10 protein-coding genes are annotated in these 13,410 nt (G+C 62.0%); 3 read left to right on the top strand and 7 right to left on the bottom strand.

Features of this window, described 5'->3' with window-relative positions; translation table 11 throughout:
- Window positions 1–112 precede the first annotated feature (112 nt).
- From katG to HW452_RS09340, 4 genes are all read right to left on the bottom strand, one after another.
- Window positions 113–2,263, bottom strand: a complete 2,151-nt coding sequence (gene katG / locus HW452_RS09355; RefSeq protein WP_224105835.1) for a catalase/peroxidase HPI — start codon at window positions 2,261–2,263, stop codon at window positions 113–115.
- A gap of 306 nt (window positions 2,264–2,569) precedes the next feature.
- Window positions 2,570–4,012 (bottom strand): NAD(P)(+) transhydrogenase (Re/Si-specific) subunit beta, encoded by a 1,443-nt coding sequence (locus HW452_RS09350; RefSeq protein ID WP_224105834.1) that lies wholly within the window; start codon window positions 4,010–4,012, stop codon window positions 2,570–2,572.
- A gap of 16 nt (window positions 4,013–4,028) precedes the next feature.
- Window positions 4,029–5,600, bottom strand: coding sequence for a Re/Si-specific NAD(P)(+) transhydrogenase subunit alpha (locus HW452_RS09345; protein WP_224105833.1), 1,572 nt, complete (start codon window positions 5,598–5,600; stop codon window positions 4,029–4,031).
- A gap of 240 nt (window positions 5,601–5,840) precedes the next feature.
- Complete coding sequence (locus HW452_RS09340; RefSeq protein WP_224105832.1) at window positions 5,841–6,110, bottom strand: DUF2798 domain-containing protein; 270 nt, start codon at window positions 6,108–6,110, stop codon at window positions 5,841–5,843.
- A 126-nt stretch (window positions 6,111–6,236) separates the two neighbouring features.
- Between HW452_RS09340 and HW452_RS09335 the strand changes: the two genes are divergently transcribed.
- Both HW452_RS09335 and mapR read left to right on the top strand, forming a co-directional pair.
- Window positions 6,237–7,160 (top strand): LysR family transcriptional regulator, encoded by a 924-nt coding sequence (locus HW452_RS09335; protein WP_224105831.1) that lies wholly within the window; start codon window positions 6,237–6,239, stop codon window positions 7,158–7,160.
- Window positions 7,161–7,240: 80 nt separating this feature from the next.
- Window positions 7,241–8,650, top strand: coding sequence for a GntR family transcriptional regulator MpaR (mapR, locus tag HW452_RS09330; RefSeq protein WP_224105830.1), 1,410 nt, complete (start codon window positions 7,241–7,243; stop codon window positions 8,648–8,650).
- Between the two features lie 3 nt (window positions 8,651–8,653).
- Here mapR and HW452_RS09325 read toward each other — a convergent pair whose 3' ends face one another.
- Window positions 8,654–9,280 (bottom strand): hypothetical protein, encoded by a 627-nt coding sequence (locus HW452_RS09325; RefSeq protein WP_224105829.1) that lies wholly within the window; start codon window positions 9,278–9,280, stop codon window positions 8,654–8,656.
- A 331-nt stretch (window positions 9,281–9,611) separates the two neighbouring features.
- On the opposite strand from HW452_RS09325, the gene HW452_RS09320 reads away from it, so the two are divergent.
- Window positions 9,612–10,931 carry an NRAMP family divalent metal transporter gene (locus HW452_RS09320; protein WP_224105828.1) on the top strand — a complete coding sequence of 440 codons (1,320 nt, stop codon included), beginning with the start codon at window positions 9,612–9,614 and terminating at the stop codon, window positions 10,929–10,931.
- 81 nt (window positions 10,932–11,012) lie between these two features.
- Here the strand turns inward: HW452_RS09320 and hpxO are convergent, their stop codons facing one another.
- Window positions 11,013–12,215, bottom strand: coding sequence for an FAD-dependent urate hydroxylase HpxO (gene hpxO, locus HW452_RS09315; protein ID WP_224105827.1), 1,203 nt, complete (start codon window positions 12,213–12,215; stop codon window positions 11,013–11,015).
- A 151-nt stretch (window positions 12,216–12,366) separates the two neighbouring features.
- Window positions 12,367–13,296, bottom strand: a complete 930-nt coding sequence (locus HW452_RS09310; RefSeq protein WP_224105826.1) for a LysR family transcriptional regulator — start codon at window positions 13,294–13,296, stop codon at window positions 12,367–12,369.
- Window positions 13,297–13,410 lie beyond the last annotated feature (114 nt).

Below are 13,410 nucleotides of genomic sequence, written 5' to 3'. Positions count from 1 at the left end.
CTGGCGGCAATGTCTTACAAATTTTGTCGGCAATCTCTTACAAAAAAGCCCGCATCTTTCGATACGGGCAAGACAGGGGGTATTAAAAGGAGCAGTCGGACTGGCTTGAGCGTTACGCCAGATCAAACCGGTCGGCGTTCATCACTTTTGTCCACGCGGCAATGAAGTCGCGGACAAATTTTTCGGCGTGGTCATCCTGGGCGTAGACTTCGGCATAGGCGCGCAGGATCGAGTTGGAGCCAAACACCAGGTCCACACGGGTAGCGGTCCACTTCACCTTGCCGGTTACGCGGTCACGTAGCTCATAGTGGTCGCCCGCCGGGTGCCAGGTATTGGCCATGTCCACCAGATTGACGAAGAAGTCATTGGTCAGTGTGCCTTCGCGCTCGGTGAACACGCCATGTCGGGTGCCTGCGTGGTTGGTGCCGAGTACGCGCATGCCGCCGATCAGCACGGTCATTTCCGCCGCCGTCAGGCCAAGCAGTTGGGTGCGGTCCAGCAGCATCTCCTCGGGGCTGACCACATAGGTATCTTTCTGCCAGTTGCGGTAGCCGTCGGCCAGGGGCTCGAGCGCCTCGAATGACTCGGCGTCGGTCATTTCATCGGTTGCATCTCCACGGCCGGGGGCAAAGGGCACCGGGGCGCTGAGGCCGGCGGCATTGACCGCCTTTTCGATTCCCACGTTACCCGCCAGCACGATGGTATCGGCAAGGCTGGCGCCACTTTCCTGAGCGATGGGTTCGAGCACGGCCAGCACGCGGGCGAGGCGCTCGGGCTCATTGCCTGCCCACTGGTTCTGGGGCGCCAGGCGGATGCGAGCACCGTTGGCGCCGCCACGCATGTCGGAGCCGCGGTAGGTACGTGCGCTGTCCCAGGCGGTGCTGACCATGTCGCTGATGGAAAGGCCGCTGGCGGCGATGCGCGCTTTCAGGGCGTCAACGTCGTAGCCGGTAGGGCCGGCGGGCACCGGGTCCTGCCAGATCAGGTCTTCCTGAGGCACATCCGGGCCTACATAGCGCACCTTCGGCCCCATGTCGCGGTGGGTCAGCTTGAACCAGGCGCGAGCGAAGACGTCGTCGAAGTACGCCGGGTCAACCATGAAACGCTGGCAGATGGCGTTGTAGGTCGGGTCCATCTTCATGGCCATATCGGCATCGGTCATGATCGGCATGCAGCGGATGGAGGGGTCTTCCACATCCACCGGCATGTCTTCTTCGGCGATCTCGACAGGCTCCCACTGCCAGGCACCGGCGGGAGATTTTTTCAGTTCCCATTCGTGGCCGAACAGCATCTCGAAGTAGCCCATGTCCCACTGGGTGGGGTTCTTGGTCCAGGCACCTTCGATACCGCTGACCAGGGTGTCGCGACCAATGCCGCGGCCCTTGGTCTTCATCCAGCCAAGGCCCTGAAGTTCGGGGCCTGCCGCTTCGGGTTCCGGACTCAGGTCGGCGGCGGCGCCGTTGCCATGGCACTTGCCGATGGTGTGGCCGCCGGCGGTCAGGGCCACCGTCTCTTCGTCGTTCATCGCCATGCGCTTGAAGGTTTCACGCACCTGGGCGGCGGTCTTGAGCGGGTCGGGCTGGCCGTTTACGCCTTCCGGGTTCACGTAGATCAGGCCCATCTGCACGGCGGCCAGCGGATTCTGCATGGTCTCGGGCTTGGCCACGTCGTCGTAGCGGCCGTCGGAAGGCGCCAGCCACTCTTTCTCGGCGCCCCAGTAAGTGTCCTTTTCCGGATGCCAGATATCCTCGCGGCCAAAGGCGAAGCCAAAGGTTTTAAGCCCTGCCACTTCGTAGGCCACGGTGCCGGAGAGAATCATCAAGTCGGCCCAGGAGATCTGGTTGCCGTACTTCTTCTTGATCGGCCACAGCAGGCGGCGGCCCTTGTCGGTATTGGCGTTATCCGGCCAGGAGTTGAGCGGCGCAAAGCGCTGGTTGCCGGTGCCGCCGCCGCCACGGCCATCGGCCAGGCGGTAGGAACCCGCTGCGTGCCAGGCAACGCGGGCAAACATGCCCACGTAGCTGCCCCAGTCGGCGGGCCACCACGCCTGGCTTTGAGTAATCAGTTGGCGAAGGTCTGCCTTCAACGCGTCGACATCCAGCGTTTGAAGCGCTTCACGATAGCTGAACGCCTCGCCCAGAGGATTGGTCTTGGTATCGTGCTGGTGCAGGATGTCTAGGTTCAGGGCGTTGGGCCACCAGTCGGTGTTGGACTTGCTGGCCGCTGTGTTACCACCGTGCATTACCGGACATTTACCACTCATGCTGCATTTCCCCTTATCGTTCTTTACCCCGGCATCGCCAGGAAACCACGGTGAGCGCCGCCAGACTCAAGACCTGTACGCGGGCAGGCTGGCACCTCACTGACATGGCGTATTTTTAAAGCACTTAGTCGATAGCCACAATTTGCATTTAATGACTAAATTGATAGAAATTTACAATCAAATAGAATCGGCAGCTAAAAACCTATGCCGGTAAGAAAGCGGGGAGAGTGAAGGTCATTGCCGACGGCTAAAAAACCTACAGGGCGCCGAAGCGCCCTGTAGAGAGTGACAACGTGCTTGGCAGAATCAGTCCACCAGTGGCAGCAAGGCATTGAGGCTTTCCCGGGCATCACCGTAGAACATGCGGCTGTTCTCCTTGTAGAACAGCGGGTTCTCGATGCCGGAGTAGCCGGTGCCCTGGCCGCGTTTGGAAATGAACACCTGCTTGGCTTCCCATACCTTGAGTACCGGCATGCCGGCGATGGGGCTGTTCGGGTCTTCCTGGGCGGCCGGGTTGACGATGTCGTTGGAGCCGATGACGATCACCACGTCCGTCGAGGCGAAATCGTCGTTGATCTCGTCCATCTCCAGCACGATGTCGTAGGGCACCTTGGCTTCGGCCAGCAGCACGTTCATGTGCCCCGGCAGGCGGCCGGCGACCGGGTGGATGGCAAAGCGCACCTCCTTGCCGGCAGCGCGCAGCTTGCGCACCAGGTCGCTCACCGCGCTCTGCGCCTGGGCCACCGCCATGCCGTAACCCGGCACGATGACCACGCTGTCGGCGTCGTTCAGCGCGCTGGCCACGCCGCTGGCGTCGATCGCCACCTGCTCGCCCTCGATCTCCGCCGCCGGCCCCCGGGTAGTGCCAAAGCCGCCCAGAATGACGCTGACGAAATTGCGGTTCATCGCCTTGCACATGATGTAGGAGAGAATCGCCCCGGAGGAGCCGACCAAAGCGCCGGTCACGATCAAAAGGTCGTTACCCAGCGTGAAGCCGATGGCCGCCGCCGCCCAGCCGGAGTAGCTGTTGAGCATCGACACCACCACCGGCATGTCGGCGCCGCCGATGCCCATGATCAGGTGATAACCGATGAAGAAGGCCAATGCCGCCAGTACCAGCAGCGTCCAGAAGCCGGCGCCGCTGAGATACAACACGGCCAGCACCAGCGAGGCCACCGCCGCGCCGGCGTTGAGCAGGTGCCCGCCGGGGAACTGGCGCGGCTTGCCATCCACCTTGCCGGCAAGCTTGCCGAACGCGATCACCGATCCGGTGAAGGTCACCGCCCCGATGAAGATGCCCAGCACCACTTCGATCTGCAGAAAGGTCAGCTCGTCCGGCGCCTTGGTCGCGACCAGCGCGGCGAACGCCGAGAACTCCTGCATCACGCCGTCGGCGGCGCGGGCGGCCAGCACCCGGCGACGCTCGAGATCCGCGCTCCAGGCCACGAACACCGCCGCCAGACCGACAAAGCTGTGCAGTGCCGCTACCAGCTGGGGCATTTCGGTCATCTCGACCTTGCCGGCCAGCCGGGCGCCGATCACGGCGCCGATGACGATCATCGGAATCATCAGCCAGTAGCCGCCGATGCCGGGGCCGAAGGCGGTGAAGAACACCGCCACGCCCATGCCGACGATGCCGTACCACACGGCGCGCTTGGCTTTTTCCTGATTACTCAAGCCCCCCAGCGAGAGAATGAACAGCACACTGGCCGCAATCGCCGCGGCCGATACGAATCCTTGACTCAACATATCGTCTCTCCGCCGCTCAGGATTTCTGGAACATGGCGAGCATCCGGCGTGTCACCAGAAAGCCCCCCACGATGTTGATGGTCGCGATCAGTACCGAGATCGCCGCAAGAATCGTCACCACGGCACTGCCGGAGCCGATCTGCAGGATCGCCCCCAGAATGATGATGCCGGAGATCGCGTTGGTCACCGCCATCAGCGGCGTATGCAGCGAGTGGCTGACCTTCCAGATCACCTGGAAGCCGATGAAACAGGCCAGCACGAAGACGATGAAGTGCTGCATGAACGAGGCCGGCGCGACTTCACCGAGCAGCAGCATCAGCGCTCCACCGATGGCGAGCAGCCCCACCTGGCGTTTGGTCTGGGACTTGAACGCGGCGGTCTCTAGAGCTTTCTTCTCTTCCGCGGTAGGCTCCTTCTCCTTCGGCTTGGGTTTGGACGCGCCGATTGCCTTCACCTTTGGCGGCGGCGGCGGGAAGGTGATGTCGCCCGCGTGGGTGACGGTCGCGCCGCGGATCACGTCGTCGTCCATGTTGTGGTCGATCACGCCGTCCTTTTCGGGCGTCAGGTCGGTCAGCATGTGGCGGATGTTGGTGGCGTACAGAAGCGAGGACTGGGTCGCCATGCGCGAGGGAAAATCGGTATAGCCGATCACCACCACGCCGTTGTCACTCACCACGCGCTCGTCGGGCCTGGTCAGATCGCAGTTGCCGCCCTTCTCGGCGGCGAGATCCACGATCACCGAGCCGGGCTTCATGGCCGCGACCATATCCTCGAGCCAGAGCTTCGGCGCGGGCTTGCCGGGAATCAAGGCGGTGGTGATGACGATATCGACGTCCGGGGCCTGCGCGCGGAAGCACTCAAGCTGCTTCTCGCGAAACTCCGGGCTCGAGGGCGCCGCGTAGCCCCCGCTTTCCGAGCCGTCTTGGGCGTTGTCGAAATCGAGAAACAGAAACTCGGCGCCCATGGACTCGATCTGCTCGGAGACTTCCGGGCGCACGTCAAAGGCGCGCACCACGGCCCCCAGGCTGGTCGCGGTGCCGATGGCGGCAAGCCCGGCCACGCCCGCGCCGATCACCAGCACCTTGGCCGGCGGCACCTTGCCCGCCGCGGTCACCTGACCGGTAAAGAAGCGCCCGAAGTTGTTGCCCGCCTCGATCACCGCGCGGTAGCCGGCGATGTTGGCCATGGACGAGAGCGCGTCCATCTTCTGGGCGCGCGAAATGCGCGGCACCATGTCCATGGCGATGACCGTCGCCCCTTTCGCGCGGCACTTCTCGAGCATCGCCTCGTTCTGGGCGGGCCAGAAAAACGAGATCAACGTCTGGCCTTCGCGCAGGCGCTCGGCCTCCTCACTTGAAGGCTCGCGCACCTTGATGACGACATCGGCGTCGTCAAAAAGCGCCTGGGTGCTTTCGACCACGGTGACATTCGCGTCGCGATAGGCCTGGTCGTCGAAGCCCGCGAGGCTTCCCGCGCCGGCCTCGATGAGACACTCGTGCCCCAGCTTTTGCAGTTGTTGTGCGCTTTCCGGGGTGAGCGCGACCCGCGCCTCGCCCCGGCTCGTTTCCTTAGGTGCGCCTATTTTCACACGGGTACTCCCTTCGGTTTGGAAAGCGGGCTATCGGCCTGAACAGCAAGCGCAGCCCTCTAAAAGGCGATCTTGTTATTGCTGCACCGCCTTGTTCAAACGTTTCAGATTCGCACGACGTCTTTCAGAAACGCCATTCCACCTTTGATAGAACGCCGTTGACAGGCAGGCCGCGTGCGTTTGGCGAGTCGTTCACAAGGGGAGGCCGAGTATGGGCGAAAACCGAAGGGGATAATTATCTCAGTGCGACCTGATCGTGAACTGAACAAGGCGAGCGACCAGCGGACGCACCACCAGGATGCACAAAAACGCGCTGGGCATGGCCACGCGATAGGCATTCCACACCTGGGTGAAGTAGTCGTCGCTCACTCCTGCGTTCACGGCAGTGATGATCAGCGTCATCAAGAACGCCATGATCGTCGACATGTAGAAGGCAAAGACGACCGGGGTGAAGCGGGGATGAAGCTTGCGTGCGGCCAGCAGGCGTTGTTCCGGGTAGCGGGAGGACATGGGGTTACCTTGTTATGCAGTGGGCTGCGCACTCTATACTGGCCTGGAAAAAGACAGAAGCACTCACACGATAAGCACAGCCGTAAGTTAATATTACGAATGGACGCGGAAAATAAGGCCTAACTTATGGTTGCGATACGCGGTATCGAAAGTTTTGTCAAAGCCGTTGAAGCCGGCAGTATTGCAGGAGGCGCGCGTTTGCTGGGCGTAAGCCCGGCCGCTGCGAGCCAGAATATCAGCCGCCTGGAAATGCACCTGGGCGTGCGCTTGTTGACGCGTACGACGCGACGTCTGGCTCTGACTGAAAGTGGTGCTACCTATTACGCGAAAGTACGCGAGCTGGTACAGGAGCTGGAACTGGCCGGCCAGGCGGTCAATGCGCTGCACGATTCGCCCCGAGGACGGCTGCGTATTGCCTCGACCGGCGCCTTTGCCCGGCACATACTGGCGCCGATGATTCCCGAGTTCAATCGCCGCTACCCGGATATTACCGTTGAACTCAGCATCGCGGACCGCAACGTGGACCATATTGCCGAATCGGTCGATGCCAGCATCCGCATTCGCCACGCACTGGAAGATGGCCTGGTGGCGCGCCCCGTTGCGCGGGTGCCGTCGATATTCTGCGCCGCGCCGCGCTATCTTGAACGGGCGGGATATCCACACGCCCTCGAACAGCTCAAGGAGCACGACTGCCTGGTCTTTCGCTTCCCGATGGATGGCCGTTACCTGGGCTGGGGAGCTATACGCAACGGTATCCGGTTCGAGGCCCCGGTGAATCCACGCATGATCAGCGACGACATCGATGCGCTCGCCCAGATGGCCATAGCGGGCGGCGGTGTCACTCGGCTAGCCGCCTTCATTGCCGAGCCGCTGATCGAGCAGGGCAAGCTGGTGGCCCTGTTTACCCCGCCGCTGGCCGGTGACGAACAGCTGGAAATCGATCCTCTGGAGTTTTATCTCTGCGTTCGTCACCGGCGGGAGTTGACCCCCAAGGTTCGCGCCTTTCACCAGTTCTTGATCGACACGCTCCCCGCCCGCTGGCGGGCCTGATACCGCGCTTTAGCGCCCACCCATCGGTTTTTGCCTACCGTTAGCGTATCCTCGTGGCATGTTTTAGGCGGTTGGACACCATGAAACGCTACGAACGCTTTGCCGATGAGATTTCCGAGCTGATTCGCAGTGGCGTGCTGGCGCCGGGGGAGCGTGTGCCGTCGGTGCGCCAGGCCAGCCGCCACTACGCCATTAGCCCTTCCACCGTGTTTCAGGCGTACTACCTGCTGGAGAACCAGGGGCTGATCGTGGCGCGGCCGCGCTCGGGCTATTTCGTGCGCGAACAGGCCCCGCGGCTGCTCAACGAGCCCGAAATGAATGCGTGCGTGCAGGAGACTGCCGATATTGCGGTCAGCGAGCTGGTCTTCTCGGTGCTGGGCTCGCTTCAGGATCATGACACGGTGCCCTTCGGCTCGGCATTTCCAAGCCCCGAGCTGTTTCCGCTGCCGCGCCTGGCGCGCAGCATGACCAAGGGCCTGCGTGCGCTGTCGGCCGATGCCATCATTGCCGACATGACCGCCGGCGACCCGGACCTGCGCCGCCAGATTGCCCTGCGCTATCGCTTGACCGGGGTGCACTTGCCGCCCCAGGAACTGGTGATTACCAACGGCGCCATGGAGGCGCTGAACCTCGGTTTTCAGTGCGTGACCTCGCCAGGCGATCTTGTCGCCATCGAATCACCCGCCTTCTACGCAAGCCTTCAGGTGCTTGAACGCCTGAAACTCAGGGCGGTGGAGATTCCCGTGCACCCACGGGAAGGGATCGACCTGGACGTCCTGGCGGAGAGCCTGACGCGCCACCCCATCAAGGCCTGCTGGTTCATGAGCCATTTGCAGAACCCGCTGGGTGCGAGCTTGAGCGATGCCAAGAAACAGGCGCTTCATGCGCTTTTAAAGCAACACCAGGTGCCATTGATCGAGGATGATGTCTACGCCGAGCTCTACTTTGGCGCTACGCCACCTGCGCCGGTGAAGCACTACGATGATGAAGGGCTGGTGATTCACTGCGGGTCGTTTTCCAAGTGCCTGGCGCCGGGCTACCGGGTAGGCTGGGTAGCGGGCGGGCGCTATGCACAGAGCATCTCGCGACTGAAACTGATGACCACCATCTCGCCTTCGGTGCCCGCCCAGGTGGCGATTGCCGACTACCTGCAACACGGCGGCTACGACCGCCACCTGCGAAGGCTGCGCTACGCCCTACAAGCCCAGCAGGGGCACATGCTGGATGCGGCCGCCCGTTACTTTCCGGCGGGCACCCGAGCCACGCGCCCGGCAGGCGGCTACTTTCTGTGGTTTGAATTTCCCAGACAGGTCGATTCGCTGCGCCTTTTCCACATGGCCCGCGATCACGGCATCAGCATTGCGCCGGGGCCCATCTTTTCCGCCACGCAGGGGTATCGTCACTGCGCGCGCTTGAGCTACGGCCACCCCTGGACGTCGCGCAGCGAAGAAGCCATGGCGCTTCTTGGCCAGTTGCTCGCCTCGTTCTAGCGCTCAAGCGCCTTGACCTTGCAAGTGGTGGTCTTGTGCGGTCTGCCGCATCAACACTCCGATCTGATATAGATCGTGGCGATACATGTCAAAGCGTGAAATGCCATGGGAGATCGCGACCAGCACAAAGGTCAGCAGCATCAGAATGGCTGGCGAGTTCAGCCAGGTAAACGCGGGCGAGGTGGCCGGGTAGAGCAGCGTGTAGATACTCATCCCGCCCAGAAACTGCGCCAGCATGCTGTTCACGATCACCAGTGAAATCATCAGCACGCGAATATCGCGCGTCGGCAGGTGGCGAAGGCTCGCTTCGCGGCCTTTTTCGAGTCGCTTGCGGCGCCGCACCAGCGGAATGGCGTAGGTGCTCAACTTCTCTTCGGAAAATGCCCGCAGCGCGATATGTGGGTCGAACGCCGGGCCAAAGATGCGTGCGACCGCCTGCTCGAAGGCGCTGGCATCGCCCCCTGCGTTTGCCATCTCGGCTTTTTGCGACAGCTCGTCCAGGTGCGCCTTGTCGGCGTCTGAAAGCTTCAGGTCATTGGCAAAGTTGATGTTGTAGTTGACCTCGTAGACCTGGTACAGGGCGGCGGTCACGCCCACGAATATCATGAAATAGATAAAAACAGTTAACATGGTCGGCCTCTTAAACGTTTTATCGTCCTGCGCTTGGCCCAGCTGGCAAACGTCAGTCAGGCCGGTACGACTATGCCTTGCCAAGGCTTTCCAGTACAGACTCAGAAAGGCGCAATAAATACATATCAGCTGCGGACCTGACCTGGCGCAAGCCGTGCAGGCCCGGCGGACAAGCGGCGCATCCGCGGTTTAATCACCAAGGATACCCCCACGCGATAGGAAAGCTGTCCTCGACTGAGCTAACATAGCGCTCCTGTAACGCCCCCATAACGCTGTTCACACGAAAACAATAACGAAAATTACTCGAATTCCTGCTCACAAGGAGCCTGCCATGCCCCCACAAGAATCCAGTACGCTGACGGCCCCGCTGCCGGCCAAGTCAGTGTATGCCAAGTACCTCGCGGCTCTCGGGCCCGGCTTTCTGTTTGCCGGGGCGGCCATCGGCACCTCGCACGTCGTGCAGTCGACCCGTGCCGGGGCCGAGTACGGCATCGGTCTGCTGGGATTCATCCTGCTTGCCGTGCTGCTCAAGTACCCATCGTTCTTCTTCGGCCCCTTTTATGTCAGCGTGACCGGCAAGTCACTGATCGAAGGGTACCGCCAGACATTCGGTAAATCCGTGGTGGCGCTGTTTGCGCTGGTGCAGATCCCGGTGACGGCCATCATCATCGCCGCCATTGCGATCACCACCGCCGGCCTTGCCGGCAGCATCGTGCCGCTGAGCCTGAGCCCACCCACCGTGGCGGTGATCCTGATTGCCCTGTGCTGCGCGCTCACCTTTGCCGGCGGCTACAAGCTGCTGGACTGGGTCAACAAGGTGTTCGTCGTCATCCTGAGCGTCACCACCGTGTTCGCGGCACTTGCCGCGGTGCCGCTGGTCGACTGGACACTCTACCCGGCAACGGCGGTGTCGCCACTGTGGAGCACGGCGACCTTCATTACCCTGGTGGCGGTGCTCGGCCTGATGCCATCGGATATTACTCTCGCGATCATGAACTCGCTGTGGTCGGAGGCGCGCAACAAGAACCAGGGTGTGCGCAGCGACACGGCGGCGGAGAAGATCGACTTCAATATCGGCTATATCGGCGCGGCGGTGCTCGCCGCCTGCTTCGTGATCATGGGTGCTGGCGTCATGCACAGCCAGGGCATCACGCCTGCTGACGGCGCCGTGGGCTTTGCAAGCCAGGTGATCAGCCTGTACACCTCGACGCTTGGCGAGTGGAGTGGCGTAGTGGTGGGCATTTCCGCGTTTACCGTCATGCTGACCACGCTGCTGACCGTGCTGGACGGCTTCCCGCGCATGATCACTGCCTCCTACTACACCTTCACCCGGGTGGAGAACGACGCCGAAGAGACGCGCCGGATAGAGGGCAGCCGGGCATTTCTGGTCTGCATGGTCGGGCTTTCACTGCTGGCCATCGTGATTCTCTACACCCTGATGGGCAGCTTCCGGCTGTTCATGGATTTCGTGATGGTGGTGGCGTTTCTGATCAGCCCTATTCTCGCTACGCTCAATCACCTGACGGCCAACGGTGCCACGGTGCCGCAGGCATCGCGCCCCTCCAGGCTGATCAACGCCTGGAGCTGGCTGGCGATTGCCACGCTGGCGCTTTTATCGCTGGGCTACATTTACGTGCGCTTCATCATGTGATCTGACCCTCGGGTCAACGCAAACCATAACGCAAAACGCGCGGCCAGAAGGCCGCGCGTTTTTTTGAGCCACTGCCTATGCCTAGCCCAGCGGGCCACCCACGATGGTTTTGCGGATACCTTCAAGCACGCCCTGGCCATCTTCCTGACCCAGCTCGGCATACCACGCCTGGGTCAGCGCCGGGGCGTGGCCGTGTATCATTTCCGCCCGCGTGCGCGCTCTGGCCACGATCTCGCCTACCCGCTCGACCCGGGCGGCGTCATAGGCCTCGAGCGCCTGGCGCAGCGCCTCGTCCAGCGCCGGGGTCTTCTGAAGCGCTTTCTGCACGGCCTGAGCCAGCACCCAGGCATCCTCCATGGCCTGGCAGCCGCCTTGGCCAAGATCCGGCGCCATGCCATGAGCGGCGTCGCCAAGCAGGGCCACGCGCGTGTCGATGAGCGTCTTGAGCGGCGCGATATCGTGAATCTCGACCCGCGCCATGCGCGCCGGGTCAAGGCGCTCGATCAGCGCCTGCACGGGCTGGGCCCAGCCGGCGAAATGCGCGCGCAGCTCTTTCTGGTAGCGTGCAGGGTCGTTGGGGGTACCGGCGGGCAGCGGCACATCGAAAAAGCAGTAGAACTCCTCTTGCCCTTCGCGGTTACCGCCGGTGCCCATGGGCATGAGGGATACGCGCTTGCCTTCGCCGACGTACTGGTCCCAGCTGTCCAGCGGGGCGAGCGCATCCGTGGCGGGTACGCGCACGTTCCAGTTCACATACCCCACGTACTGGCGCTCGACGGCGCGCCCCACGACCTTGTTGCGCAGCCGCGAGTGGGTGCCGTCGGCCACGACCAGCAGGTCGGCGGTGATGTTGCGGCCATCGGCAAAGGTGGCCGTCACGCCGCTGGCGTCGCTGGTGTAATCCACGCAGTGTTGACCAAGCTTTATATGCTCTTCGCCCACCGCCTCGAACAGGATTTTCTGCAGGGCGGCGCGAGCGATGGGGCAGGCGCGCTGCTTGACGTCTTCATAAAGCGGCGCCAGCGAGAAGTCACATAGCCGGTGGCCGTCATGGTTCAGGTAGCGCATACGCTGCATGTCACCGCTCACGCGCTCGATGGCCGCACCAAGCCCCAGCTCGTGCATTACTTTCACGCCGTTGGACCACAGCGAAATGGCAGCGCCTACCGGGCGCATCTGCTCTACCCGCTCCATCACGGTGACGTGGTGGCCCTGCTGCTTCAGCGCCAGCGCGGCGCTCAAGCCGCCCATCCCTGCCCCAATGACCAGAACATTCAGTGACATCGGCAACTCCTGGTGTTGTTATGAAACATCGTTGTTATGAAACGTCGTCGTTATGAAGCGTACCAGGGTGTCTTCAGTGTAAGTCGATTGATCACGCCCCGGTAACGATTCGTGCTGTCCGTTCATCAAGCAAGACGGATGCCACTTTCGATCAACCCTGCCCGCTGAAATCCCCGGCAAAGTCGATCAGCTGCTGATTCAACCAGGCGATGGAGGGGTCGTTGGCATACAGGGCGTGCTGAATCAGCGTCATGTTGAGCGCGGGAAGCTCCTTGGGCGGCTCCACTAGGCGCACCGGTAGCATGGTGATAAATCGCTCGGCCATCTGCCGGGGCAAGGTCATGATCGCATCCGTGAGCGCCACTACCCGTGCAGCGGCAATGTAGTTGAGGTTTTTCGATACCACCCGGCGCGTCAGCCCGTGCTGGGTCAGGCAGCTATCGATATTGCTGGGCCGCAGCCCGCTGATATCGGCAAGCTCCACGTGCATATGCCGGGCAAACTGCTGGATATCGAGCGCCTCGCCCACGCTCTTGTTGTGCCTGGCCACCAGGCACACCAGCTCTTCCTGCATCCAGGGCGCCTGCAACACACCGCCAGGCAGCTCCGCTTGGCTATCCAGCCCGACCACCATATCGATCTGGCGGCTCTCCAGGCCTTCACTCAATACCTCCGGGGTTATCAACTCGATGGAAAAACTGATTCCCGGCGCGCCGGTCAAAAGCTGGCTTAAAAACCCCGGATACATTACCTCTTCGAAGTAGTCCGTGGTGGCGAGGGTAAAGCGTCGCTCACTACTGGCAGGCGAGAACGATGCCGGTGGGGCCAGCCCCTCCTGCAGCATGGCCAGTGCCTGCTGTACCACCGGCAACAGCGCCAGCGCCCGGGGGGTCGGCTGCATGCCGGTTTCGGTGCGCACCAGCAGCGGGTCATCGAGTGATTCGCGCAGCCGCTTGAGCGCATGGCTCAAGGCCGGCTGGCTCACGTGCAGCTTGTCGGCTGCTCGCGTCACGTGGCGCTCGCGCATCAGTGTCTCGAACACGCGCAGCAGGTTTAAATCGAAGTGACGCAGTATGCTCATGGCTATCCGCTCTTGACCTTTATTCATATCATGAATGATTTGATTCTAAACATTCATTTAATTTATCGCCTGAAATTATTTATGGTCGCCCCCTCTTCGCGTGGCTTACGCGAT

The organism is Vreelandella aquamarina (genome assembly GCF_020075495.1).
Taxonomy (GTDB): domain Bacteria; phylum Pseudomonadota; class Gammaproteobacteria; order Pseudomonadales; family Halomonadaceae; genus Vreelandella; species Vreelandella aquamarina_A.
Note: the sequence above shows the minus strand (reverse complement) of the source record. Positions and strands in the feature narration are given on the sequence as shown.

What these genes read in the sequence shown, in the direction of transcription:
- mapR (WP_224105830.1), top strand. Translation starts at nt 7,241, where the DNA reads ATGAAACGCTACGAACGCTTTGCCGATGAGATTTCCGAGCTGATTCGC.
- hpxO (WP_224105827.1), bottom strand. Translation starts at nt 12,215, where the DNA reads ATGTCACTGAATGTTCTGGTCATTGGGGCAGGGATGGGCGGCTTGAGC.
- HW452_RS09335 (WP_224105831.1), top strand. Translation starts at nt 6,237, where the DNA reads ATGGTTGCGATACGCGGTATCGAAAGTTTTGTCAAAGCCGTTGAAGCC.
- HW452_RS09310 (WP_224105826.1), bottom strand. Translation starts at nt 13,296, where the DNA reads ATGAGCATACTGCGTCACTTCGATTTAAACCTGCTGCGCGTGTTCGAG.
- HW452_RS09320 (WP_224105828.1), top strand. Translation starts at nt 9,612, where the DNA reads ATGCCCCCACAAGAATCCAGTACGCTGACGGCCCCGCTGCCGGCCAAG.
- katG (WP_224105835.1), bottom strand. Translation starts at nt 2,263, where the DNA reads ATGAGTGGTAAATGTCCGGTAATGCACGGTGGTAACACAGCGGCCAGC.
- HW452_RS09350 (WP_224105834.1), bottom strand. Translation starts at nt 4,012, where the DNA reads ATGTTGAGTCAAGGATTCGTATCGGCCGCGGCGATTGCGGCCAGTGTG.
- HW452_RS09325 (WP_224105829.1), bottom strand. Translation starts at nt 9,280, where the DNA reads ATGTTAACTGTTTTTATCTATTTCATGATATTCGTGGGCGTGACCGCC.
- HW452_RS09340 (WP_224105832.1), bottom strand. Translation starts at nt 6,110, where the DNA reads ATGTCCTCCCGCTACCCGGAACAACGCCTGCTGGCCGCACGCAAGCTT.